The following is a 26404-nucleotide window of genomic DNA, read 5'->3' on the forward strand; positions in this document are numbered from 1 at the left end:
CTAGCCCTCCACTTTTTGGATGCACCAAGAAATCAAGGTCTCTAGACGCTCCAGATTTTCAGTCAGATGGAGATAGCCCATGACCGCCTCAAATCCCGTGGACATACGATAAGTCACGACATCTGCATTTTTAGCCTTTGTGTGGCTATTGGTATTGCGGCCACGTTTGTAGATTTCTTCTTCTTTTTCCGTCAGGACTTGCTCCTCCAACATGAGGGCAATCAGGCGAGCCTGAGCCTTGGCTGAGACATACTTGGTCGCCTCTTGGTGGAGTTTATTGGGTTTGGTCATGCCCTTGAGGATGAGATGGCGACGGATATACATGGAGTAAACTGCATCTCCCTCAAAAGCTAGCGCAATCCCGTTAATGAGATTGACATCAATCACGAGTCCACCTCACTCCATCCTTGGTGTCAAGGAGCTTAATTCCTTGAGCCGCTAATTGATCACGGATTTGGTCTGCTGTCGCAAAGTCACGATTGGCACGCGCTTCTTGGCGTTTTTGGATCAAGGCTTCAATGTCTGCATCCAAAACTTCCTCAACAAAGACAATCCCAAAGACCTCCAACATATCCGCAAGAGCTTCCTTAACACTTGCATCATAGTTTCCTGAGTTGATCCATTTGGCCATTTCAAAGACAACTGTGATACCGTTGGCAGAGTTGAAATCCTCATCCATAGCAGCTACAAACTTGTCTTTAAAGGCTTGTAACTCTTGGGTATCCACGTTTCCTGTAAATGGTTGTTCGTAAGTGTTCTTTAGATATTTGAGATTAGTCTCGGCGTCTAGCACTGCTTTTTCCGTAAAGTTGATAGGCTTACGGTAATGCTGAGTCGCAAAGAAGAAACGCAGCACTTGACCATCAATAGTCTTCAAGGCATCATGGACGGTGATAAAGTTACCCAAGGACTTGGACATCTTGACATTGTCGATATTGACAAAGCCATTGTGCATCCAGTAATTGGCGAAAGTCTTGCCTGTTTTTGCTTCTGACTGGGCAATTTCATTGGTGTGATGCGGAAACTCCAGATCAGCTCCACCACCGTGGATATCAATGGTATCGCCCAAAATCTCTGTTGACATGACCGAACACTCGATATGCCAGCCCGGACGGCCTGCTCCCCAAGGACTGTCCCAAGAAATCTCACCTGTTTTAGCTGTTTTCCATAGAGCAAAGTCTACAGGATTTTCCTTGCGAGCTGTTTCTTCATCGGTACGACCTGAAGCACCCAGCTCCAAATCTTCCAAGGTTTTATTAGCCAACTTAGCATAGTTATGGGATTTTTCTACACGGAAATAGACATCCCCTTGACTCTCGTAAGCATAACCTTTTTCAATCAAGTCTTCCACAAAACGAATGATATCAGCCATAAACTCTACTACACGTGGATGGCGAGTCGCAGGTTTCACTCCCAAAGCTGTCACATCCTCACGAAAGGCAGCGATGTACTTGTCCGCAACCTCTTGAGGCGTGATGCCTTCTTCCTTGGCACGGTTGATAATCTTATCATCCACATCGGTAAAGTTGGAAATATAGGCAACCTCATAGCCACGGTACTCAAAGTAGCGACGAATGGTATCAAAAGCCACCGTCGAACGGGCATTCCCCACGTGGATATAGTTGTATACCGTAGGCCCACAGACATACATCTTAACTTTACCGTCCTCGATTGGGACAAATTCTCTCAAATCACGAGACATGGTGTCGTAAATTTTAATCATGCGGTCAACTCCCTTCTCTATTTCTGACTTTTTCGGCTGAAAACCAGCTCTGCAAAAGGGCCAAATTGTCTGAGGCTATCCAGTTGGTAAAAGCGCCGCCCTTCCTCTTGGGTAAAGAGGGGAACCCCCTTTCCTAGGATAAGGGGTGCTATCTGAATAATGAGGTGGTCGAAAAGATCCGCATCCAAGAGCGGTCCTACTAAGGAATTACCACCAATCACAAAGACATTTTTGCCTTTGTCAATCTGGCGAACAAAGTCCACCACATCCCCAGCTACTGGCTGGTAATTGCTGACAGGCAGGTGCCTATCATGCGTAAAGACATAGTTTTCCGTAGCTTGATAAAAACTTTCTACATCTTGCAAATCTTGGATTTCCTCAAAGGTCCGCTTGCCCATGATGGTGATATCCATTTGCCTGTAAAAGTCATCATAGCCTGTATCCTCTACAGAACCAAGCTGATGCAGCCAGTCTATCCTGTGCTGACTGTCTGCCAAGTAGCCATCCATGGTGATACAGCCGTAAAAATATACTGCCATTCTTGTAGTTACCTTTCTAGTTCCTTGGCTATTATCAAAGCGATAGTGAAAAAAGTCATGGCATCAGCTGTCCGCTCTTCATGGCGGGCATCCCAGGCTCGGTTATGATGATCCACATAGTCAGCTGTGTAGAAGAACTGATAGACTTTACTCTTGCGAAATTGACTCCAAGCCATGATAGCTGAAGCTTCCATGTCCACCACTTGTGCACCAGCAGCCAAGCGACGCTTGACCTTATCAGGCGTTTCTCGATAAAAGGCATCAGTCGTCCAAGACTTGGTGCGGATATGCTCGATATTGTGCTTGTCAAAGATGGCTTCCAGCTCGACCAGTAGAGACTCGTCATAGGCTACTTCGTCACCCGGTGGGGCATAGTGATAGCTAGTCCCTTCATCTCGCAATGCGGCCGCAGGCAGGATGATTTTATCCGCCTCAATTGAGCGGTCCAAAACGCCACAGGAACCTAGAATGATGAAATTCTTGAAGCCTCTAGCCGCTAACTCCTCCAGCTGGCCGACTATCATGGGAGCTCCAATTGGAGCCAACATAACTGCTAGCTTGCTAGGTCCTTGCCCATAAATATACCATGGATGATGGCCGTTTATGCTTTTCAAATAGCCTCCCAGATAGACATCTTCTGACTCAATCAAACGTTTCAGAATTTCGCCATTAAAGGACAGGATGATGGTTTCGCATACCTCTCCCTTGTCATGGACTGGCTTTTCAGTTGGCTCAATAACTGCTGCTACATCTTCAAATTCCTCTAATAGCATAACTTCTCTTTCTTTAAGGCTCCAGCAAATCCGCCTTCATTTTATTTAGACGGCGCAGTTTGGTCTCATCTTTTTTGGCTTCACTGATATAATGAGCCCATTCACGCTGGTGGCTAGGTGGCAGTTTAATAAAGCGCTCCTTAGCAAGACCATCCAAGCGTTCTTGCAACTCAAGAACTGCCTGGTTCAAAATTGCGTCTGATAAATCTGACATAGTTCTTACCTCCTGTCATACTTCACCTCGATAACTTTGCTACCCTATCCTACAACCCTGACGATCTGTGACTGGCTTCTCTAGCCTGCTCTAGTTTATTGACGTAGTACTCTCGTTTTTCTTCGACTTCGTGGATCGTTGGTTCATCCTTCTGTCCATGAACTCGGACGATCTTAGCTGGAATACCGACAACCGTCACATCACTAGGTACATCTGCCACGACAACTGCTGCTGCACCAACCTTGGCATTTTCACCGATTTCTACCGGTCCGATGACTTGGGCATGGGCCGAAATCAGCGCCCCTTTTCGGACAGTCGGATGGCGTTTGCCAACATCCTTCCCTGTTCCACCAAGAGTCACTCCGTGATAGAGAAGAACGCCTTTTTCAACAATCGCCGTCTCTCCAATCACCAGACCTGAGCCATGGTCGATAAAGACACCTGATTCTATCTGAGCACCCGGATGGATCTCAATCTGGGTCCAAAAGCGCCAAAACTGACTATGCATCCGAGCCAAGAGTTTGAAGCCGTGCTTCCAGAGAAAATGCGAGAGACGGTGGGCAGCTAAGGCCTTGACACCTGGATAAGTCAGCAAAACTTCCAAAGTGGTGCGTGCCGCTGGATCATTTTCTTTTACAATATCAATGGTTTCGCGCCACCATCCCATACATTTCTCCTTTTCTTATTCTGAATCTTTTGGTGTTTCTGTAAATTCTTTCTTCAGTTTGTGGTCCTTGTGATGACGTGGACGGTGAGGTCGCTCAGACTTTTCGCCTTTTTCATCATGCTCAGGTTTTGGCGGACGAGGAAGAAGAGCCTTCATAGAGGCATCGATACGGCCTTTTTCATCAATCTTGATAACCTTAACATCGACTTCATCACCGATAGCTACCAAGTCCTCGACACGGTTGGTACGAGTCCAAGCCATTTCAGAAATGTGCACAAGTGCATCTGTCTTATCAAAGAGGTTGACAAAGGCACCAAATTTCTCAATACGAACAACCTTGGCATGGTAAACTTCATCCACTTTGGCTTCACGAACCAAGCCAGCAATAATTTCTTTGGTACGGTTAATGGCATCTTGGTCGCTAGAGTAGATAGACACATTACCCTCTTCGTCGATATCAATCTTAACGCCTGTTTCAGCGATAATCTTGTCGATGGTTTCTCCACCCTTACCGATAACAATCTTGATCTTGTCCACATCAATCTTGATGGTATCAATTTTCGGTGCAGTTGGAGCCAATTCTGGACGAACTTCTGGAATGGTTGCTTCAATCACATCAAGGATTTCAAAACGCGCTTTCTTGGCTTGAGCAAGGGCCTCAGTCAAGATTTCTGCAGTAATCCCTTGAATCTTGATATCCATTTGAAGGGCTGTAATCCCGTCACGAGTACCGGCAACCTTAAAGTCCATGTCTCCAAAGTGGTCTTCCAATCCTTGGATATCTGTCAATACTGTATAGTTATTTCCATCTGAGATGAGACCCATGGCAATACCAGCTACTGGCGCCTTGATTGGCACACCACCAGCCATAAGGGCAAGAGTTCCCGCACAGATAGAAGCTTGAGATGAAGAACCATTTGATTCCAATACTTCTGCTACCAAGCGGATCGCGTATGGGAATTCTTCCAAACTTGGCAAGACTTGAGCAAGAGCACGTTCACCGAGAGCACCGTGACCAATTTCACGACGACCAGGCGCACCGTAACGACCTGTTTCCCCTACAGAGTATTGAGGGAAGTTATAGTGGTGCATAAAGCGTTTCTTGTACTCAGGATCCAAACCATCGATGATTTGAGTTTCTCCCATCGGAGCCAAGGTCAAGACTGAAAGAGCTTGAGTTTGTCCACGAGTGAAAAGACCAGAACCATGTACACGAGGAAGATAGTCGACCTGCGCATCTAAAGGACGGATTTCATCGACCTTACGACCGTCAGGACGAACCTTATCTTCTGTAATCAAGCGACGCACTTCAGCGTGCTCCATTTGTTCCAAGATTTCAGCCACATCACGCATGATACGGTCAAATTCTTCGTGGTCTGCATATTTTTCTTCATACACAGCAGTCACTTGGTCTTTAACTGCTTGAGTTGCAGCTTCACGAGCCAATTTTTCTTCTACTTGAACCGCTTTTTGGAGGTCGCTGTTGTAGGCTGCGATGATTTCAGCTTGCAAGTCAGCATCCACATGAAGCAATTCCACTTCTGCTTTTTCCTTACCGACTGCCGCAACTATTTCTTCTTGGAAGGCAATCAATTCTTTGACAGCTTCATGCCCTTTAAGAAGAGCTTCCAGCATGATTTCTTCTGACAATTCTTTGGCACCAGACTCAACCATGTTGATAGCGTGTTTGGTACCAGCTACTGTCAATTCAAGAAGCGAACGCTCTGCTTGTTCTTGAGTAGGATTGATGATGATTTGGCCATCGACATAACCCACTTGTACCCCAGCGATTGGACCGTCAAACGGAATGTCTGAGATAGAAAGTGCCAAGGATGATCCAAACATTGCTGCCATTGGAGCAGAGGCATTTTCATCATAAGAAAGGACCGTATTGATCACTTGCACTTCGTTACGGAAACCTTCCGCAAACATAGGACGGATTGGACGGTCAATCAAACGCGCTGTCAAAGTCGCATCTGTTGAAGGACGTCCTTCACGTTTCATAAAGCCACCAGGAAACTTCCCAGCCGCATACATTTTTTCTTCGTAGTTGACTTGAAGTGGGAAGAAATCCCCAGTTGCCATTTTCTTAGACATAACTGCCGCAGTCAAGACAGTTGACTCACCGTAACGCACAACAACTGCGCCATTTGCTTGCTTAGCAACCTGACCAGTCTCTACGATTAACTCACGACCCGCAAAAGTCGTTTGAAACACTTGTTTTGTCATTTTAATCCCCTTTGGATTGATGAAATTATACGCCTTGCCTACAAAGATCAAGATACTAAGGACGTAAAGAATCCCGTATGAAAATAGGAGTTTGACGCAGTGTGCGATGCACACCAGGAAATCTATCTTTTTCACTAGGGATTCAGCCCGTGTTCAACTATCTAGGCACTTTGAAAAGTTTAAAAATATTATTCTTTAGCATTTGTACCTTTTATAGCAGATTTGAATAGCTAAGAATCTGTTTATACCCTCATCTTTGTATCAAGTACGTACAGAGTCTATTTTATCATATTTTTCTTAAAAAGTGCGGGCTTTTCTATTAAAAAGGAACCATTCCCCTCACCTGAGAAGAATGGTTTGCTTTTTATTATCCTAAAGACTGATGATTAAACAAGGCGTGGGTTGCTTGGTGGATGTATTTGGCTGTTTCAGCATTGTTCATGGTGTAGAGATGCACACCTGCGACATCCTGGGTTACCAAGTCCACGATTTGATCCACTGCATAGGCAAGTCCTGCTGCTCTGAGCGACTCAGGGTCATGCTCATACTTGTCTAAGATGGCTTTGAATTTGCGCGGAAGATGGATATTCTCACACGTTTTCAAGAGACGAAGCGCTTGGTTACGGTTAAGAATGGGCATGATCCCCGCATGAATGGGAACATCAATCCCTGCCAAGGTACACTTATCTTGAAAATCATAGAAGCGCTCATTGTCAAAGAAAAGCTGCGTTACGAGGCTGGAACAGCCTGCATCCACTTTCTTCTTGAGATTTTGAATATCTGAGATCTGGTTTGGAGAGTCAGGGTGCCCCTCTGGGTAGCAAGCGCCAATAATATCAAATTGAGGGGCTTGTTCCTTGATGAACTCGATCAAATCCGTTGCGTAGCGGAAATCCTTTTGTGGTTCCACATCAGGGATAATATCCCCACGCAAGGCCAAGATTTTCTGTACCCCAACCTTATCCAAGTCTGCAATGGTTTCAGCAACTTTATCCTTGGTCAGATAGATAGCTGGCAAGTGGGCAATAGTTGGAATCGCCAAGTCATTCTGGATAAAATCAGCCAAACGAACCGTTGTTTCCTTGATATTAAATTTATTATTGCTGGCAGTCACACTGATAAAGTGAGGTGTCAGCTCCCGCATATCCTGCAAGGCTGAAATAATTTTATCATTACCCACTGCTGGGTTTGGAGGGAACACTTCAAATGAAAGTGACGGTGTTTGGCGTGACATAGTCATTATCCTTTTCTTTTTGATTTCATGATTGCTGAGCCGGCTTGGGCCAAGCAGTTCCTTGATCAGTCAGTGTCAAGAGAGAAATCTTATCTTACAATTTCTCACGCGCAGCTTTTGCTGCTTCGACAAGGCGGATCAAGCTTTCTTTTGTTTCTGGAATACCACGTGTTTTCAAACCACAGTCAGGGTTGATCCAAACTTTCTTGCTTGGTACTTTGGCAAGAATAGCATCAATCGTGTGGTCGATTTCGCCTTCGTTTGGCACACGAGGTGAGTGGATATCGTAAACCCCAGGTCCCACTTCTGTTTGGAAGTTTTTCGCTTTGAGTTCGTCCAAGATTTCAAGGTTTGAACGGCTTGCCTCAAATGAAATAACGTCCGCATCCATGTTGTCGATAGCTGGGATGATATCTGTAAATTCTGAGTAACACATGTGAGTGTGGATTTGAGTATCTGGCGCAACTGTAGAGTGTACCAAGCGGAAGGCTGGAATAGCCCAGTCAAGGTAGTCTTCGTACCAGTCGCTACGACGGAGTGGCAATTTCTCACGAAGAGCAGCCTCGTCGATTTGGATGATTTTCACACCTGCAGCTTCAAGGTCAAGAACTTCATCCTTGATAGCAAGGGCGATTTGAAGAGTTGAGTCCTTGATAGAGATGTCTTCACGTGGGAATGACCAGTTGAGGATGGTAACCGGTCCAGTCAACATACCTTTGACAGGCTTGTCTGTACGGCTTTGTGCGTAGCTAGACCATTTGACAGTGATTGGGTTAAGACGAGTGACGTCACCCCAGATGATTGGTGGTTTCACCCCACGCATACCGTATGATTGTACCCAACCATTCTTAGAGAAGAGGTAACCGGACAAGTTTTGACCGAAGTACTCAACCATGTCGTTACGCTCGAACTCACCGTGTACAAGCACGTCAAATCCAACTTCTTCTTGCCATTTGATCCATTCGTCGATGGTTTCAGCAAGGAAAGCGTCGTACTCTTCTTGTGACAATTCACCCTTACGAAAGGCCAAACGTTTGGCACGGACTTCCTTAGTTTGAGGGAATGAACCGATGGTTGTTGTTGGAAGAGCTGGAAGTTTAAAGGCTTCTTCTTGGATGGCTTCACGTTCTGCAAAGGCTGGCAAACGAGTGTAGTCTGCGTCAGTCAATCCAGCGATGCGCGCACGAAGTTCTGCATTTTCACCCACACGCTCAGTCGCAAAGAGTTCTTTGTTAGCTGCAAGAGCTTCTGCACCTTGACCATTGCGGATAGCATCCAAGTCACGGATCTCATCCAATTTTTCAACTGCAAATGCAAAGTGGTTCAAGATAGCTGGTTCAAATTCTTCGTTAGCAGTTGTAAATGGCACGTGAAGAAGTGAGCATGAGCTTGTCAATACGATGGTTTCAGCTGGGATTTGCTCAAGAACAGCCAAGCTCTTTTCGTAGTTGTTGCGCCAGATGTTTTTACCATTGACGATACCAGCATAGAGAGTCTTGTCAGCTGGGAAACCACCTTTAACGAGTTCAAGAGTTTTCTTACCTTCAACGAAGTCCAAACCAATGGCATCTACTGGCAAGTTCACAAGATCAGAGTAGACGTCACGAACGTCACCGAAGTAAGTTTGAAGCAAGACTTCAAGACCTTTCTTGTCAGCCAAAAGCTTGTTGTAGAGGTTCAAGAAGAGAGCTTTTTCTTCAGCTGTCAAGTCTTTGACAAGAGCCGCTTCGTCGAGTTGGATGCGAGTTGCACCAAGCTCCGCCAATTTAGCAAAAACTTCTTGGTATGCAGCCACTAAGCTATCTACGAAGTCTTCAGCTTTCACGCCTTCTTCAAAGTCTGACAATTGAAGGAAAGTGAATGGACCTACAAGAACAGGACGAGTGTTGAGACCAAGTTCTTTTGCTTCTTGGAACTCATCAAAGATCTTGTGACCAGCCAATTTAACTTGAGTGTCTTTTTCAAATTTAGGAACGATGTAGTGGTAGTTGGTGTTGAACCATTTCTTCATCGGAAGGGCACGAACATCCCCTTTTTCTCCTTGGTAACCACGTCCCAAAGCAAAGTAACGCTCAAGGTCAGACAAGTCCAAGTTTTGAACTGAAGCAGGTACCACGTTGAAAAGGAAAGCTGCATCTAGGAAGTTGTCATAGTGAGAAAAGTCATTTGAAGGGATTTCAGTGATGCCTTTTTCTTTGACAATGTTCCAGTGTTTAGCACGCAAGTCTTTTGCTGCTGCCAAGAGTTCTTCTTCTGAGATTTCTTTTCTAAAGTATTTTTCAGTTGTAAATTTTAATTCGCGGAATTCGCCCAAACGAGGGAAACCGATGATCGTAGTTGACATGATGTGTCCTCCAAAATTTGTTGTTGAAACTATCTTAACAGAAAAGAAAGGGTCTGTATAATTGTAAATAATTAGGCTTTGATATAGTTTGAAACTATATCATTCTTTTGGACAAAAGAAAAAGACTTGAGACCAGTGTCTCAAATCCTTTGTATTGCTTATTTTATGACTGTATTTTAGTTGGAATGCTCAAACGAGCTATTGACAATTCTTATAAGCGACTATGGCTTGCTATTAGAAAAGACTATAGGCTGGTTTTCTTTTGTAATTCTGATATTTCCCTGAAAAAATGCGGACGGGAGATGAAATTGTCCAGTGGATGATTTTAGAAATCCAAGGAATTTCATCCTATCAATTTTTTTCCTGTTCAAGTGGGACGACTGCTAGTGTCTTTCCTAAACTGGCTAAGACTTTTAAGACCGTATCCAACTGAGGACTAGTCTTTCCTGTTTCCATCCTAGCTATGACAGGCTGGCTTACTCCACTGAGTTCCTCTAGCTTTTTCTGACTGATACCTTGCTCATGTCTAGCCTCAATCAACTCACTCATAATAGCCACTCGCATATCACTTTCAAGAATTTCTTCCTTGGTAAAGAGTTCTGTTCGGACATCCTTCCAATTACTTCCAATGGTACTATTCTTCATCACTTAACCCTCTTTCTTTTATGTCCTTCAGTTCACGCTTGGCTTTTTTAAATTATAACTTAAAAGTTATTAAAAATAAATCCTAATATTCATAAAAAGAAGACCTTCAGAAAAACTCTAAAGGTCTCATCTTTATTATTCGAAAAAATTATGAGAAGAGTTATAATGTGGAGCTAATCCTGACTCTTACACCAACTCAATGCCTTTCTCACGGAGATTAGCCAGACATTCCTCATAGTATCCTGCATCATGCTCACTATAGATGGGCTTGCCCAACTTTTCCTCAGGCAAGTCTTCATAAGGAGGGCAGGTCTTACCTCGGTAGTTCTTGTCCAACCACTCTGGACTGACATTGTAGCCACGGTTAGCCATCTCCTCCATGATCAAGCGATGATAAGCATAGAGTTGATAGGGCGAGTGAGTAAAGACATAGTCCACCGTCGCATGCTTTCTCCCCCAGCCATTGCCACGCAGGGCACAGCACTCTCGATGTTGTCCCAAGAGTTGCGGACGGGGAAGTTGTGAAATCAAATCCTCATGCCAAAGTCTCATTGGAGTCTCCTTTCAGTAAGGTCGAATATTGCAAGTAGGTATTTGGATAGTGTTCAAGCAAGTCTCGAGTTTTAACGACTAAGTCTTCCTTGGAAGCCTGACCAAAGCGGTAGCGATCCAGCAAGAGCATATAGTCCTTACGCTCAACATCTGTCGCTTTCTTTTTGAAATAGCCCCAAATATGCTGAAAGGCATTGCAAACCTGACCCCTGTGTTCGGGGATTTGACAGGCACGGTCAATCATCTCTTGAACCTGACTCACCTCCACCTGTTCATTCTTCAAGTATTGGCGAATCTCATTATAAATATTACTGGAATGGCTCAAAACGAGGTATTTGTTTCTAGCCCAGAGTTGTTGGCACTGGGATTTTTGGTTAATTTGTTCCATGTTCCTCCTTGCTGTCTATCAGTTTCCAGGAAATATGGAAACAAAGTTGTATCTAAAAAATGAGCGAATTACGAGCGGATCAATTAAGCCCATCACCCTTTAAAGTTTTTCAAAAACTCTTTAAGTTCAGCATCGGCTTCTGGTGTGGTTCCGTGGAGTTGGTTGAGTATTTCCAATAATGAAGCTGTTTGGCTTTCGATAGCTTTATTTGTCTCGTTAATCTTGCTGACGATTTCTGTCAGTGGCTCTACTTCTTCTTCCTCAAAGGTATCTACATAGCGAGGGATATTGAGGTTGTAGTCATTTTCGACGATTTCTTCATAGCTTGCTAGGTGGGCAAACTTATCCATCTCCTCACGTGACTTGTAGGCTTCCAAAATCTTCTCAATATGAGCATCCGTCATGATATTTTGGTTTTTGCCTTTATCAAACTCCTTAGAAGCATCGATAAAGTAGACATCCCGATTGGTACGGTTCTTTTTGAGAATGATAACCGTGGTCGGAATGCTGGTATTAAAGAAGATATTGGCAGGTAGACCGATAACCGTATCAATAGCACCTTCTTCTAGCAAAGCCTTACGAATGGTCCCTTCCGCATTACCACGGAAAAGGACACCGTGGGGAAGGACGATAGCCATAACACCATTATCCTGCTTGAGATGGTAGTAACCATGCAAAAGAAAGGCAAAATCAGCCTTGGATTGGGGCGCTAGTTTCCCAAAAGGAGAGAAACGAGGATCATTCAGGAAGCCAGAACTTGCGGACCACTTGGCAGAGTATGGAGGGTTCATGAGAACCCCGTCAAAGTTGGTCGGTTCCTGTGTCGGCCAGTCTTCGTCTAGTGTATCGGCATTGTGGAGAAATTGATTCTCAACTGGAACACCGTGTAGAATCATATTCATCCGAGCTAGGTTATAGGTTGAGGTATTGAGCTCCTGACCAAAGTAGACCACTGTCTGCGGTTTATGAGAGTATTTCTTGGCATTGAGCAAGAGAGAGCCAGAGCCCATGGTCGCATCATAGATGGTAAATCCTTGCTGGTCCTCACGATCTAAAAAGGCAATCTGAGTCATGAGCTTGGCAACAGGTTGAGGCGTATAGAATTCACCTGCTTTCTTACCCGAGTCAGTCGCAAACTGACCGATCAGATACTCATAGGCATCCCCCAGCATATCACCAGCATGACCAGCCACATCTAGCACAGCCAACTCTTTCATGACTGCCGCCACTGTTTGGTTTTGCTTTTGTGGAGTTGCCCCTAGCTTTTTGGAATAGAGATCAATATCTTCAAAGAGGTTTTCATAAAGGTCGTCACTCTGCTCGATATCACGAAAACCTTGAGCCAGATCTTCTAGCTGAAAAGTCCCCTCATTGACACGTGCTACCAGAGCCGTAAAGGTCAGGTCAGGCTTGATACTATAGTTGAGTTCGTCCTTCATGACTGCAATAAGATCCTCGTGAGTGTCCGCATCCTCGTAGTAGTTACGATAGACCTCAAGAGCATCCTCAAGACTATCCGTCCCTTCTTCCATAGTCTCCGCCACGAAAAAGAGCATCTTGTCTGACAGATACTTATAAAAGACCATGCCCAAAAGATAAGACTTGTAGTCGTTGGCATCCATCTTAGAGCGGAGAACATCCGCTGAGTTCCACAGGGCTTGATAGAGCGACTGGGAAGTTTGTGTTGTTTCCATAATGTTTCTTTCTAAGTTTTGCAATTAATTTTTTTAAACAAGCAATCATTTATAACAAATCACTTCTTTTTCAATCGTTCGAATCAAATCTAAAGGAATAGAGGAGACTGGAAGTTGATAAACGATGTTTTTTCGAGGGTTATAAAATCCAAGATTTTCGATAGAAAGGAAGTCAGGATCATAGGAATGTAAACCCATGATGTAGTATACAAGTACTTGTAGCGTATGGTCTTTATTTGGAGCTGTTTTAGTAACCTTAAAATCCCACAGTGTATCCTTGGTCAGAAAATCTCCATCACCCTTATCAATCGTTTCTGTATAACCTCCAAGAAAATGAAAGCCATCCTTTACCAAAGGACCATAGAGGTCGAAAAAGCAAAGACTTCGTTCTACCATGATACGAATATTCTCTATCGTTTCTGCATCCACCAAAATTTCCTCAAAAGGCTTATAATACTGTTTCCCCGCACGATAAACAACATCAAAAGAAACCAAACGACACGCACTTTCTATCGATAAATCGTCCAATCCTGTCACCAAATCGAGCAGTGCTTCTGCTAGGTCTCCCATGCCCACCATCTGAGCTCCCTTGAGAGAAATTCTGAAAGCATCATGGGCTTCTGTCCCTTTCATAAAGCGTGTCAAGTAGTCCACACAAATGCCCACTAAATTAGGAGATACAGACTCTACAGGATGCAGAACTCTATGGTCTTCGAACTGCTCTACTGAAAATAACTTGATGGGCAGATAACCACCTCGAGGTTGGTTAATTTCTTTTATACGTTGTGTTACAGATACCATTAATACTCCTCTTTATAGATAATTTTTTAAAGAATGTTACTTCAGTTTTCCTTCTTCCGTAATCGCCTAGCAGAGCTGGCTTCCATCTGATGACTTGTAATTGGATTAGTATATAATCTCCCTAACGCCAATTTTAAGAAACTTGTCAATCGTTTGTTGGTATCAATAATAAATTTTCCTTCTGAAACCTTGAAATCCTGCTCTGGATATTGTTCATATGATGTTAATAAGGTGCTAATTATTGAGGTATCAGATAGGTCAATTTCATCATCTTTTAGAATTGCCACCATTTTTAAATTATTAGATTTAATTTCAAAATCTGAGAAAGTAACTAAATCAATTCTTTTTAATTCATCAACTTCTGCAAGACTAGCTATACGGTAATAATCATCAATACCTTTGAATAGACTATGAATCGTCCTAAAACTTCTAAAGTACAATTTATTATTTCCATCAAAATAGGCATCGTTCTCAGATTTTAATTCTATACCATTTTCAATAATTGTTCTCTCAGCTTTTCTACGTCTCCATTTCAAGATTGACTTATCAACCATTCTCTTTGATTTAGTTATTTTTTGAAAAACTAAACCGTCATTTTCAACTTTTCGAAAAATCAAATCAATTTTCGAGAACTCTTCCTCAGTTACATCATTTAAACTTACAGTACTTGAAAACTTATCCCCATATTCTTTGACCATAGACATATGTTCATCATCAATTTCAATATAGAACCATTCCTCATGTTCTAACTTTATTTCTGGATCAAATTCTCTACTATTTTCAGGATCAATCTCCGGAGCAACTAATTCAGAAATATCATCCGTGTTATCCAATTTTCTATACGTTCGACCTACTTTTACTAAAAACATACTATTCCTTCTCCAAAAAAGTAAAATTATTTATTCTAACTAGTCCTTTTATAGTCCCAGTTTCTTTAACATCTTTTTTCTTACTATAAATAATAAAGACATTGCCGTTTTTATCAGTGACTCTGTAATAACGATATGAGAGCAACCATATCAAATTAAAATAGTATGACCTCTCCATAAGAATCCACCATATTAGAAAAATGAGGACTATTACTACAATCTGATATAAGAATGTTAATTCACCTAAACCCAGCATAATTACAAAAAGGCCTAAGTAAGTTGGAATGATTTCATTTTCTACTGGTTGTATACTTTCAACTTGAGCAGTATCATTTGCTTCTTTAAATCTTTTCAAATACTGTAAGACTCCAAAAGAAAAAGAAAGCATCAGGAAAATCAACACTCCTATTTTTAGAAAACTACATACATAAGAATCCTGTGAGGGAAAAATATCTATAGTAAATAGATACAAGACTAAACCTGGCGAAAAAGAACAAATTGATAAACAAAACGACAAACATAATCTTCTAATTTTTTTCATAACAAAATTCTATATAAACATATCCCGCAAGAGTTTCTTTTTCAAAGTCTCAAGCTGAGAAATTTTTTCTTGATGAGAATTGATGAGGTTATCAAGGTTAGAGAAATAGGAGCCGATAGCACGTTGTTCCTCCATAGAAGGATAGTGTAAGACAACTTTTTCTAAATCGTTATTTCTTAAGTGTACGACTGACTTCCCTTGTGCTCTTTTAATCAATTCTTTCTGTTGACTTCCATTTGAAATAGTTAAAGCTAAGAAAATAGAGTCCACTTTATTTTCATCTGGATAGATTATATTTAAATCACCACCCAAAATAATTCCTGATTTCTCAACAACTGATGCTCTTGAAATATCTTCTGCAGTTTCACCAGATGCTGGAACTATAACTTCTCCACCTTTACTAATCACAGTATTTACTTTTACTGATGTGACAAAAGTGTTAACTTTAGAAATTATAGTTTGATAATTAGTATAAAGTCGACCATATAGAATTATCTCTTTGCCCGAATTAACCAAATCATTTTTGGTATAACCATTCCCTTTAGAAAAACTAGCTAATTCTTTTAAAGTTTGAACTTCCCACTCACCTTCAAATCCATCCAAGCGAATCTCAGGTACCGTATGTCCAGTCTTCGGAAACATCTTTGAGAGCATGGTCGCCTTGAGAGATTGGTAGTTGGCGAGATTGTCCTTGTAGCTAGACAGAAGGTCATCGAGGGTGTGGAAGAGGGAGCCGATGGCGGATTGTTCGTCTTGACTTGGTAAATAAATTTCAGCTGATTTTATATCACTTGAATTAATGCTCTCAAAAGTTGAACCTGTAGAAAATTTTGCCCAATAATTTGTTTGCTTCATCCTTGACAATAATTGAAATATAAACTCATTTCCTCTTATTGCCGCTACCCCACGTCCGATAACAACATTATAATCTGTCTTACCTATATCTCCAACAGGTGCTCGAACACTTAATATAAAATCACCTTTTTCAGCTAACTTTGTAATCTGTGTTGTCCAGACTCTTGGGACAACCCTACCATTCTGCATATCTGCATTACCTTGTACTAATATATAATCATTTGGATTATCAGTATAGTTTTTACTATCGGGTGATTGCCCCATAATTATTTCGACAGTTTTTCCAAGGCTTTGGCGAATCCATTCATCATTAAAGCTACTATTTCTATATTTAGGAACTTTTTTGGAATAAGATTCTCTTAATGATTTGAGTTCTTCTTCATAACCAAACAATGAAATTTCTTTACTATCATTCCCTTCAATATTAGAGCAAGAGTTGCATGTTTGTTCTCGGTAAACAACTTGCAGAAAATTCTCTTTACTAGATAAAGCATAATCTAGCAAATTACTCTTGTATAAGTAAACATAAATAGAGCATGCTTCAGCTTGACAATTTTTTGATTTATTTGGATTAAATTCTATATCAGTAAATGTATCATAATTTATAATTTGATTAGCCAAGAATTGGTTTTTGTGAAGAGAGTTAATATAAAGCCAATTATAAAAAAATGTTTGAGGTTTTAGTGGAAATATTTGACCAAAAGATTCAAAAGAAACTAATTCATCAACTTGGTGAAGTTTACCAATATACTTTTTTAATTCTTTTGACGTCATTTGATCTATCAAGTGCAGTTGAGAGCCACCTCGCCTAAATTTCTTACTCCCTTGAAAAATCTGTTCAACAGAAAACTCTTTTCCAGATTTTAAAATTACATTTAAGTTAAATGCACTAGCTTGTCTACCTATTTCGTCAAGAGATTTACTAGATACTTCTAGTATCTTTCTACCTGGAAAATTCCTAATAATACTATTATGCAAGGATTGAATTGACTTTTGTTTTTGAGACAAAGAAAATCCTGTGAAAAACTCAAAATCAATCATGTGCTTTTTATACCCAAAAGCATCTCCATAAAATACTGGTCTATAAGCCATCTTTACTCCCTATAATCATTTAAATTTACTGGAAAGTCGAATGGAACTCTTCCACTATTTAACCATCTAAGTGTCTTGTAACTATCAAATAAATCTGTTGATTGTCTTAACTCAATATTTGCTTGATTTACTAATTTAAAGATATCATCGTCAAAAAAATTTTCATGAAAAATAATAGCTTCAATTTGGCTAACTGGAATGCACTCTTTTATCAATACTTCTGCCTGTAAATTAGAAGGGATACTAGAAATCCATTTAGAATTCCTATCCCATCCATCATTCAGAAATATAGATTCATAAGCTTCAACTCCATCACTCACATATTTACCACATTCCTTAGCTGCATTGACAGGGCAAAACAGGCTTGTATCGTCAATAATATAAGGATTAATTTTAAAGATAATCCAGTCTTCAATATTCGTTCCGGTTTTCTGTACCATGTTATTCAAACAATATGTATTAGGTAATTCTACAGATGTACATACGTACTCTGTATAACCATCAGCTCTATCTTTATCATTCCATTTACTATAAGGAATATTTCTTGATGACAAAATACCATTTTTTAGTATATTACTTAAATTTGAAACATGTGTGAAATGACAAAGCCTATGGATTTGTCTAGATTTAGTAATTAAATCATATGGATTGTTATAAGGCATTTTTTATCCTCCACTTTATAAATTATTTTAGTATAAAATCACTTATTTCTCAAAATATTCTAGAAATTTATCTCCAAATATTTCTTTAAAACCATTCAACAATTCCTGCATATATTTCTTATTTCTCAGTCTCCCATAAAACTAAGTCTTACATCAAATAAAATAATAGTCTTTTCATATTGTTTACAAAGATATTTTAATTAATCCTTGGTAGAGATATATTTTTGTTCTACTAAAATTATACCATGAATCCACCAAAAAACGCCTTTAGATAATAATATATCTAAAGACGTTTATTTTTTATCCTGCCACTTGTGTCGCTTCTTCTGTTTTCACTTTCTTCTCCTTCTTATTGAAACCAGTCAATCGTCGCTTACTATCTCGGATTGTATTCAGGTCTTTAAGGAGTTTAGTCAGGTGTTCTTTTTCTGGATAGGCTTCTGCACTGGCTGCGGTATAGCGCATAAAGAGATCGTAGATACTGGTTAGTTCGGTACGGACTTGTCTGGTCTTGCCGACTTCCTTGGCAGACTTATGCGCACGCGCCTGACTTTCCACCTTATCATAGTCTTCCTGCGCACTGATCACCGCCTGTAGCATAGGTGTCAGTCCTAGGCTGGTCACTGCCGTGTGGTAGGGTTCTTCACTGAGGGTTTTGAGCAAACTCTTGATTTCTGCCGTTTCCACATCATTGCTGTGCTTGGTGATATCCTTGTACTTGGCAAAGACTGGTTTCAAGATCTCATGAGCTTCTTTGAGTTTGGTCTCCTTGATCTTAGCAAATCCTCGATGAAGAGTAAAGAGACCGACTAGGGCGCTGTCACGATTGCGATCGACTTCGGTCAGGTTCGTCGCCTCTTTCTTTTCTACGATAGCGAGTTGGCCTTGGAAGTCTGCTAGCTTGCTCTTGAAGGAATCAAGGTGCTTACTATACATAGTCTCGTCCTTATGAGCCTTAGCAAAAACTTCTAGTACTTGACCCGTGTCTACCATGAGACTTTCAAACTCACGGTTGGTAAAGTTGGTATAGCTTAGCGGACGGATATTGAATATTTTTGTCATGATGATAACCTTTCTATTTAACGAATCATTTCGTTTTTTCTTTATCAAATAAAGACTGGATTAGTTCTGGAAGATAGACCTGTTTTTGATCTGTTTTTACAATGCTTCCTTGTCTAGGAGGTTGAATCAAAGGTCTATCCTTTCTTACATAGACTTGAAGCAATACACAGACCAAAAATAGGAGTCCCCATAGAGGAAGGGCCGATAGAAAACTCTCCTCATTTTCTTTATCTTTCTTCATCAGATTTCTCCTTTAAGTTGATAAGACAATTCTAACAAATAGCAAAGAACTTATGACACTCATCCGCTCAACTGTCTACTTTATCATCCCAACAGCACTTTTTTGGGCTATTTTTTACTTTTATAGAATAAATCCGTCATTTCAAAAACAAAAATCCCTATCTGACTGGAAATACACTCCGTCTGTCAGATAGAGACTCTTACTATTTTCAGATTTTAACTTTTCTAGCCTTAGAATACATCTAAACTTTAGGAAAGACGACTATTCGAAAGTTCGAAGACCCCAAAACTTTCTCAGATAGACTATTCGAAGCTTAGAATACTCATAAATTTATGTATTTCTTATCATTCTAAGTTTAGAATGCATATAAACCTTAGGAAGTCTATGTCTTCGAAACTTAGAAGGACTATCTCCCCACCCTCAACGGCTCAATCACTTCTTCGACAAGTTGCTTATAGGCTTCCTTGATTTGTTTTTTATAGAGGAGAGGATTGAGGGCGTCTGCCACTTCTATCTTATAGTCCTGATAACGCTGGCTCTTGGTCAGCTGGCTCTCTCCTAGTTGTTTTTTGGCTCCCTTGCGGTAGTGTTCGACATAGTAACGGAGTTCATCCTCTCCGACATACCAACGCTTGCTAAAGACTTGGATGTGTTGCTGGATAACCGCCTCGATCATCTGATCCAAGATATTTGCGATAGACTGACCACGATAGCTTTCTGGATTTGCTTGGACTTCTCTCCACAGTTCAGTGATAATCTGGGCAAGATTGGGGTTAGTCTTCTCCAGACTTTGGATATAGGTATCCACCGCTTCTCTATCTTGAGCGCTTAGGTTCTTTTCTTGACTCTGACCTTGCTCGATCAGACTTTGGATTAAGGTTAGGATATAGGCATAGTTGATCTCATCCACTTGGATAGACTCTAGTTCATAGTGGATATCAAGGGGTTCCCCATCCTCATCACCATCATCTCTTCGGCTTTTTAATTCTGCAAGGATATTTTGATAAAAGCCTAGATAGTTTTCCAATTCTTCTGCGCTTAGTCCTGTCTGGGCGTAAATTTCTTCCTCATCATACTCTTTATACACTCGGATAGAGGCTAGATATTTATCAAAGACTTGATAGGCCTTGGCGAGCTTTCTCAACTCAGGTGTAGAAATTTGCTCGATTTGAAGCCCTTCTTCCGGATCATCTGTGATGAGATTTTGGAAATCACTGCAACTCCGCAAAAAGTTTCTCTTTTCCTCTTCCCAGCTAGGCGCTAGAACCTCATTTTCTCCACCATTTGAGTAGAGCTTGAGGGCATTGTCCACCGCTTCCTTAAAAGCTAGAGGCTTTTGGAAGGTGATGATATGACCATAGGTCTTACTAGAATCAAAAATACGGTTGGTTCGACTAAAGGCCTGAATCAGATCCTGTGGTTGCATGGGCTTTCTGTCAATAAAGAGGGTCGATAGACAAGGCGCATCAAATCCTGTTAAGAGACGATTGACCACGATAACCAAGTCCAACTGCTCATTGCGATAGAGGTATTTATCCTGTTTCCTAGCTAGACGGTTATTGACATCGGTGTTAAAGCCACGAAGATCCGCCATGGTAAAGTGAGTATCAAACTCTTGGTTGTAGTCCTCTAAGACCTGCTTCATGTGGTCTTGGTTGGCTCTTGACTCTTCTTCATTTTCCGTAACGGAGTAGGTGATGGTCGCCTTTGGAAAGTCTGGAAGGACCTGCTTGACCCTCTCAGATACCTTGACACGTGTCTGACCAGCCTTGACTCGTTTGAGCAAGTCATAGTAGGCTTGGGCTTGAGGGATGGATTTGACGGTTAGGATGGCATTGTAGGTCTTACCTACTCCCTTTTGGAAGCCTAGCTGTTGGCGGGATTTATTGATAATGGCATCCAAGACTTCCAGCATGTGCTCCTCATTCTCATAGACGCTATCAGGTATTTCATTTTCAGACTGGTCTGTGATGAGGGTATTGCGATAGTCTACCTTAAAGCCTAAGACAGCTCCGTCATGGATGGCTTCCTTGACTGTATACTCATGGAGACGGTCTCCATACTGTTGCTGGGTGGTTTGGGCGAGGTCGCCGACCTGCTGGCGTTTATTTTCCTTAAAGATAGGCGTTCCTGTAAATCCATACCAGAGGGACTGAGGGAAAAAGGCTTTAATGTCTTTTTGTGTTTGTTGTGTCACTGCACGGTGGCATTCATCCACGACAAAGGCCACGCGGAGTCCCTTGATTTTGTCCGCATCTCTTTGGTAAAGACCTTGGTCAAATTTGCGCATCATGGTGGTGATTTTCTGGATAGTGGTCACCACGACCCGCTTATCATTACTTCCTAAGCGCTTGACCAAATCATGAGTATTATCCGTCTCATCGATATCAATGACATCATTGGTTGCATAGGAGAGAAAAGATGAAGTGGTCTGTTGGTCCAAGTCCCTGCGGTCAACGACAAAAATCGTCTTTTGGATGGATGGAATCTGGAGGAGATTCCGAGCCACCTTATAAGAAGTCAGAGTCTTTCCTGAACCTGTCGTATGCCAAACATAGCCTGATGCTTGCTGGCGTGAAGCTTCCTGCACCGCTTCGATAGCATGGATCTGATAAGGACGCAAGAGGATGAGAGATTTTTTGCTATCATCAATGACAGAATACTGCATGACCATCTGGTGAGCACGAGGGATAGAAAGTACTTCGTGGGCAAAGCTGGTCAAGTTTGTCACAGGATGATTGTCCTTATCTACCCACTTGGTTAGAAATTGCTTGTTGAGTTTATTTTCACGAGCTGCAGCGATATAGCGAGTATCTACTTTGTTGGTCACAACAAACATCTGCAAGCTAGAGTAGATACCACGGAATTTCCCTTCACGGTCATATTTTTTTATCTGATGAAAGGCATCGACAAATGCTGCTTGGGAACTCTTGAGCTCGATTTGAATCATGGGTAAGCCGTTAATGAGAAGAGTAACATCCAGTCTGCGGTCTTGATCCAGAGGATTTACTTTTTCGCGTTGGACTTGATTGACAACTTCGTAGCTAGACTTACCTGCTGCGATATTGTCACGCCAAATGACTGACAAACGGATGGTGCCTAGACTCGCATCTTCTCTTTGAACTTCGACTTTGGCAATGCCATTTTCACCGACCAACCACTTAGCAGCATCATAGTAGCTGACAAAGTTGAGTTGGTTCTGAATCTGGCGTTTTTCCTGATCAGTCAAGGGATGATCTGCTAGTAGAGCAACATTGTTTTGAGCCAGTTTCTCAAAGAAATTGTCCCATAGTTGTTCTTCTGTTTTGAGGTCTTCTCTATAAGTCCATTGACTTTCCCCAGTTACCAGTTGGGTGATTAGTTGTTCTTCTATCTCCAGTTCTGGTTTTACTTGCATCATTCTCTCCTTTAACGATGTTCTACTTTCTTCATTATAACATGTTTATCATTAAATTCCCCCTTCTTTTGCAAAATATGGTATAGTAGAATCATACTATCTATGAGGAGTTTACATGTCACAGGATAAGCAATTGAAAGCTGTTTCTCCCCTTCTACAGCAAGTCATCAATATCTCATCTATCGTCGGGGGAGTCGGCACCTTGATTTTCTGTATTTGGGCCTATCAGGCGGGTGTTTTACAGTCCAAGGAAACCCTATCGGCCTTTATCCAGCAAGCTGGGGTTTGGGGGCCACCACTCTTTATCTTTTTACAGATTCTACAAACCGTTGTTCCGATTATTCCGGGAGCTTTGACCTCAGTGGCTGGGGTCTTTATTTACGGCCACATCATTGGGACTATCTATAACTATATCGGCATCGTGATTGGCTGTGCCATTATCTTTTACCTCGTGCGCCTCTACGGAGCCGCCTTTGTCCAGTCAGTCGTCAGCAAGCGCACCTATGACAAATACATCGGCTGGCTTGATAAGGGCAATCGCTTCGATCGTTTCTTTATCTTTATGATGATTTGGCCAGTTAGCCCCGCTGACTTTCTCTGCATGCTGGCTGCCCTCACCAAGATGACCTTCAAGCGCTATATGATTATCATCATTTTGACCAAGCCCTTTACCCTAGTGGTTTATACTTATGGCTTGACCTATATTATTGATTTCTTCTGGCAGATGTTTTAAGAATCGAAAAATCCGTTTGGTTTCCCAAGCGGATATTTTCTTTGTTTTATTTTGCGACGCTTTTAGCGAGGACAAAGTTCCCAAGTGTTGCGGAGCCATTGCCTGCGACTGCTGGAGTCACGATATAGTCACGCACATCTGGTACTGGTAGGTAGCCATTGAGAAGAGCAGTGAATTTCTCACGCACACGGTCCAGCATGTGTTGTTGGGCCATAACCCCACCACCAAAGACGATCACATCTGGACGGAAAGTCACAGTAGCATTGACCGCAGCCTGAGCGATATAGTAGGCTTGAACATCCCAGACAGAGCTGTTGAGTTCGATGTTTTCGCCACGAACACCTGTACGAGCTTCTAGACTTGGTCCAGCCGCAAAGCCTTCCAAACAACCCTTATGGAAAGGACAGACGCCGTTAAATTCTTTTTCTACATCCATTGGGTGTTTAGCCACATAGTAGTGACCCATCTCAGGGTGACCGACACCACCGATAAACTCACCACGTTGGATAACACCTGCACCGATCCCTGTACCGATCGTGTAGTAAACCAAGTTTTCGATACGGCCACCAGCATTGTTACGAGCAACTACTTCACCATAGGCAGAGCTATTTACGTCTGTGGTGAAATACATGGGTACGTTGAGGGCACGACGGAGAGCCCCAAGTAGGTCTACATTTGCCCAGTGAGGTTTTGGAGTCGTTGTGATAAAGCCATAGGTTTTTGAGTTTTTGTCGATATCGATCGGACCAAATGAACCGACAGCAAGACCAGCAAGATTATCGAATTTTGAAAAGAACTCGATGGTTTTATCGATAGTCTCGATAGGAGTTGTTGTTGGAAATTGTGTTTTTTCCACAACATTAAAGTTTTCATCACCGACAGCACAGACAAACTTTGTACCGCCCGCTTCTAAGCTTCCATATAATTTTGTCATGATAAACCTCTTATCTTTGTTTTCTCTATTATAGCACATTTTAAAGGGCTAGATTTCTCAATATTTTAGATTTTCCTCTGTAAATCTTACCATCCAAGTAAAAACGAACAAACATAATATTTGTTCGTTTTATTTTTAAATCTGATTTTCGAAGAGGACTAGGCTTTCACTTCGATGATAGCGTCACCCTTGACAACTGAACCGCTTGCGACTGGTGTCACAGAAGCGTAGTCTGCTGTGTTGGTTACGATAACCATTGTTGTGTCGTCAAGACCTGCAGCAGCGATTTTGTTTGAGTCAAAGGTTCCGAGAACATCACCAGCTTTGACCTTGTCGCCTTGAGCAACTTTTTGTTCAAAGCCTTCACCGTTCATAGTCACCGTGTCGATACCAACGTGGATCAAGATTTCAGCTCCGTTTGCTGTCTTCAAACCGTAAGCATGTCCTGTAGCAAAGGCGATTGATACTTCTGCATCAGCTGGTGCGTAAACCACGCCTTGGCTTGGTTTCACTGCAATCCCTTGTCCCATTGCACCACTTGAAAAGACTGGGTCATCAACATTCTCAAGGGCAACTACGTCCCCAACGATTGGAGTTTGGATTGTTTCATTTTGAGGAGCTACTGGAATGTTACCAGTTGTTTCTTCTTGAACCAAACGTTCTGTCGCTACTTCACTAGCAACTTCTTCTTCGTCCTCGTAACCAAACATGTAAGTAAGTGCAAAACCAAGAACGAATGATACAGCTACCATAAGGATGTATTGGAATAATTGACCGTTACCAATGTACAACATTGTACCAGGGATGATGGTGATACCATTACCAGTACCAGCAAGACCAAGGATTGAAGCCAGTCCACCACCGATAGCACCAGCAATCAATGAAAGGAAGAATGGTTTACGGAAACGCAAGTTCACCCCGAAGATAGCAGGCTCTGTAATACCGAGGAAGGCAGAAAGAGCAGCTGGGAAAGCAAGTGTTTTCAGTTTAGGATTTTTAGTTTTGACACCAACGGCAACAGTTGCAGCCCCTTGAGCTGTCATAGCTGCAGTGATAATGGCGTTGAATGGGTTGGCATGATCGGCAGCAAGCAATTGCACTTCAAGCAAGTTGAAGATGTGGTGTACACCTGATACGACAATCAATTGGTGAACCCCACCAATCAAGAAACCACCAAGACCAAATGGCAAGCCAAGAATCGCTTTTGTACCGATAAGGATGTAGTTCTCAACAACATGGAAGACTGGTCCGATGACAAAGAGTCCAAGGATAGACATCACCAAAAGTGTCACGAATGGCGTCACCAAGAGATCCAAGACATCTGGAACCACTTTGCGGAGAGCTTTTTCAAACTTGGCTCCGACCACCCCAATGATGAAGGCTGGAAGAACGGAACCTTGCAAACCAACAACAGGAATGAAGCCAAAGAAATTCATAGCTGTTACTTCACCACCTGATGCTACTGCCCAAGCGTTTGGAAGCGAACCAGAAACCAGCATCATACCAAGGACGATACCAACAGCTGGGTTACCACCGAATACGCGGAAGGTTGACCATACAACCAAACCTGGCAAGATGATGAAGGCTGTATCTGTGAGGATTTGGCTGTAAATGGTAACATCTTCTGGAAGTGTCATTCCAAGAGCGTTCATGAGACCACGAAGACCCATGAAGAGACCAGTCGCTACGATAACTGGGATGATTGGCACGAAGACGTCACCGAAAGTACGGATAGCACGTTGGAACCAGTTTCCTTGTTTAGCAGCTTCTGCTTTCATGTCTTCTTTAGAAGAGGTTGGCAAACCAAGTGCAACGACTTCGTCGTACATCTTGTTTACTGTACCAGTACCAAAGATGATTTGGTATTGACCTGAGTTAAAGAAAGCTCCTTGAACTTTATCCAAGTTCTCAATCACTTCCTTATTGATTTTCCCTTCATCTTTGACCATGACACGTAGACGAGTCGCACAGTGGGCTACACTGTTGACATTTTCACGTCCGCCAAGGGCTTCGATGACTTTTTTTGCAATATCCTGATTGTTCATTTGCAAAAATCTCCTTATAAAAATTTTGTAAAGTGTTTGAAAGCGATTTTATTCGCCCCACGACTATTATTTTATCACGTTTCTAAAATATGTCAAGCGTTTTGCAGAAATTTTTAAACCCTTTCTTTTTTCTCTGATTATTTTTGCTCGTTTTTGAGGGTTATTCTCTT

The 26404-nt window shown here is 41.9% G+C and carries 24 protein-coding genes; 1 reads left to right on the plus strand and 23 read right to left on the minus strand.

Annotated elements, in window-relative coordinates:
• The 21 genes from KX728_RS07135 to KX728_RS07235 form a co-directional block, all read right to left on the minus strand.
• On the minus strand, positions 1 to 387 hold the full coding sequence (locus tag KX728_RS07135; RefSeq protein ID WP_049504727.1) for a Mini-ribonuclease 3: 387 nt from the start codon (positions 385 to 387) through the stop codon (positions 1 to 3).
• On the minus strand, positions 380 to 1723 hold the full coding sequence (cysS, locus tag KX728_RS07140; RefSeq protein ID WP_215804410.1) for a cysteine--tRNA ligase: 1344 nt from the start codon (positions 1721 to 1723) through the stop codon (positions 380 to 382). Before cysS ends, KX728_RS07135 begins: the two co-directional genes overlap by 8 nt.
• Before the next feature lie 17 nt (positions 1724 to 1740).
• Complete coding sequence (locus tag KX728_RS07145) at positions 1741 to 2262, minus strand: dihydrofolate reductase family protein (RefSeq protein WP_215804409.1); 522 nt, start codon at positions 2260 to 2262, stop codon at positions 1741 to 1743.
• Between the two features lie 8 nt (positions 2263 to 2270).
• Positions 2271 to 3035: a nucleoside phosphorylase gene (locus tag KX728_RS07150; RefSeq protein ID WP_215804408.1), complete on the minus strand. Its 765-nt coding sequence runs from the start codon at positions 3033 to 3035 to the stop codon at positions 2271 to 2273.
• Between the two features lie 13 nt (positions 3036 to 3048).
• Positions 3049 to 3249 carry a YdeI/OmpD-associated family protein gene (locus tag KX728_RS07155; RefSeq protein ID WP_002882686.1) on the minus strand — a complete coding sequence of 67 codons (201 nt, stop codon included), beginning with the start codon at positions 3247 to 3249 and terminating at the stop codon, positions 3049 to 3051.
• A gap of 49 nt (positions 3250 to 3298) precedes the next feature.
• Positions 3299 to 3916: a serine O-acetyltransferase gene (gene cysE / locus KX728_RS07160; protein ID WP_215804407.1), complete on the minus strand. Its 618-nt coding sequence runs from the start codon at positions 3914 to 3916 to the stop codon at positions 3299 to 3301.
• Positions 3917 to 3931: 15 nt separating this feature from the next.
• Entirely contained in the window at positions 3932 to 6145 is a 2214-nt protein-coding gene (gene pnp / locus KX728_RS07165; RefSeq protein WP_215804406.1) for a polyribonucleotide nucleotidyltransferase, read from the minus strand.
• A 367-nt stretch (positions 6146 to 6512) separates the two neighbouring features.
• Positions 6513 to 7379 carry a methylenetetrahydrofolate reductase [NAD(P)H] gene (gene metF, locus KX728_RS07170; protein ID WP_044021764.1) on the minus strand — a complete coding sequence of 289 codons (867 nt, stop codon included), beginning with the start codon at positions 7377 to 7379 and terminating at the stop codon, positions 6513 to 6515.
• Positions 7380 to 7473: 94 nt separating this feature from the next.
• Positions 7474 to 9723 (minus strand): 5-methyltetrahydropteroyltriglutamate--homocysteine S-methyltransferase, encoded by a 2250-nt coding sequence (gene metE, locus KX728_RS07175; protein ID WP_044021205.1) that lies wholly within the window; start codon positions 9721 to 9723, stop codon positions 7474 to 7476.
• A gap of 351 nt (positions 9724 to 10074) precedes the next feature.
• Positions 10075 to 10368, minus strand: coding sequence for a helix-turn-helix domain-containing protein (locus KX728_RS07180; protein WP_044021206.1), 294 nt, complete (start codon positions 10366 to 10368; stop codon positions 10075 to 10077).
• 186 nt (positions 10369 to 10554) lie between these two features.
• On the minus strand, positions 10555 to 10920 hold the full coding sequence (locus KX728_RS07185; protein WP_044021208.1) for a TIGR02328 family protein: 366 nt from the start codon (positions 10918 to 10920) through the stop codon (positions 10555 to 10557).
• Positions 10904 to 11308 (minus strand): YbgA family protein, encoded by a 405-nt coding sequence (locus KX728_RS07190; RefSeq protein ID WP_044021210.1) that lies wholly within the window; start codon positions 11306 to 11308, stop codon positions 10904 to 10906. Before KX728_RS07190 ends, KX728_RS07185 begins: the two co-directional genes overlap by 17 nt.
• Before the next feature lie 92 nt (positions 11309 to 11400).
• Positions 11401 to 13002 (minus strand): type I restriction-modification system subunit M, encoded by a 1602-nt coding sequence (locus KX728_RS07195; protein WP_044021212.1) that lies wholly within the window; start codon positions 13000 to 13002, stop codon positions 11401 to 11403.
• A 45-nt stretch (positions 13003 to 13047) separates the two neighbouring features.
• Positions 13048 to 13803, minus strand: a complete 756-nt coding sequence (locus tag KX728_RS07200) for a hypothetical protein (protein ID WP_215804405.1) — start codon at positions 13801 to 13803, stop codon at positions 13048 to 13050.
• Between the two features lie 41 nt (positions 13804 to 13844).
• Positions 13845 to 14672 carry a hypothetical protein gene (locus KX728_RS07205; RefSeq protein ID WP_044021216.1) on the minus strand — a complete coding sequence of 276 codons (828 nt, stop codon included), beginning with the start codon at positions 14670 to 14672 and terminating at the stop codon, positions 13845 to 13847.
• Between the two features lies 1 nt (position 14673).
• The gene (locus KX728_RS07210) at positions 14674 to 15213 is read right to left on the minus strand and encodes a KwaA family protein (RefSeq protein ID WP_044021218.1); all 540 of its coding nucleotides are present in this window, start codon (positions 15211 to 15213) and stop codon (positions 14674 to 14676) included.
• Positions 15214 to 15222: 9 nt separating this feature from the next.
• Entirely contained in the window at positions 15223 to 17160 is a 1938-nt protein-coding gene (locus tag KX728_RS09390) for a restriction endonuclease subunit S (protein ID WP_223335585.1), read from the minus strand.
• A 2-nt stretch (positions 17161 to 17162) separates the two neighbouring features.
• Positions 17163 to 17822 carry a DarT ssDNA thymidine ADP-ribosyltransferase family protein gene (locus KX728_RS07220; protein WP_044021220.1) on the minus strand — a complete coding sequence of 220 codons (660 nt, stop codon included), beginning with the start codon at positions 17820 to 17822 and terminating at the stop codon, positions 17163 to 17165.
• Between the two features lie 300 nt (positions 17823 to 18122).
• Complete coding sequence (locus KX728_RS07225; RefSeq protein ID WP_044021222.1) at positions 18123 to 18884, minus strand: DUF6261 family protein; 762 nt, start codon at positions 18882 to 18884, stop codon at positions 18123 to 18125.
• Between the two features lie 25 nt (positions 18885 to 18909).
• Positions 18910 to 19125 carry a hypothetical protein gene (locus tag KX728_RS07230; protein ID WP_044021224.1) on the minus strand — a complete coding sequence of 72 codons (216 nt, stop codon included), beginning with the start codon at positions 19123 to 19125 and terminating at the stop codon, positions 18910 to 18912.
• 406 nt (positions 19126 to 19531) lie between these two features.
• Positions 19532 to 22525, minus strand: coding sequence for a type I restriction endonuclease subunit R (locus KX728_RS07235; RefSeq protein WP_215804404.1), 2994 nt, complete (start codon positions 22523 to 22525; stop codon positions 19532 to 19534).
• Between the two features lie 112 nt (positions 22526 to 22637).
• On the opposite strand from KX728_RS07235, the gene KX728_RS07240 reads away from it, so the two are divergent.
• On the plus strand, positions 22638 to 23255 hold the full coding sequence (locus KX728_RS07240; protein ID WP_215804403.1) for a TVP38/TMEM64 family protein: 618 nt from the start codon (positions 22638 to 22640) through the stop codon (positions 23253 to 23255).
• Between the two features lie 46 nt (positions 23256 to 23301).
• On the opposite strand, the gene scrK is transcribed toward KX728_RS07240, so the two are convergent.
• Entirely contained in the window at positions 23302 to 24189 is an 888-nt protein-coding gene (gene scrK, locus KX728_RS07245) for a fructokinase ScrK (RefSeq protein WP_000164292.1), read from the minus strand.
• 158 nt (positions 24190 to 24347) lie between these two features.
• Positions 24348 to 26234: a sucrose-specific PTS transporter subunit IIBC gene (locus tag KX728_RS07250; protein WP_215804402.1), complete on the minus strand. Its 1887-nt coding sequence runs from the start codon at positions 26232 to 26234 to the stop codon at positions 24348 to 24350.
• Between the last annotated feature and the right edge of the window lie 170 nt (positions 26235 to 26404).

It is taken from the genome of Streptococcus oralis, assembly GCF_019334565.1.
GTDB lineage: Bacteria > Bacillota > Bacilli > Lactobacillales > Streptococcaceae > Streptococcus > Streptococcus oralis_CR.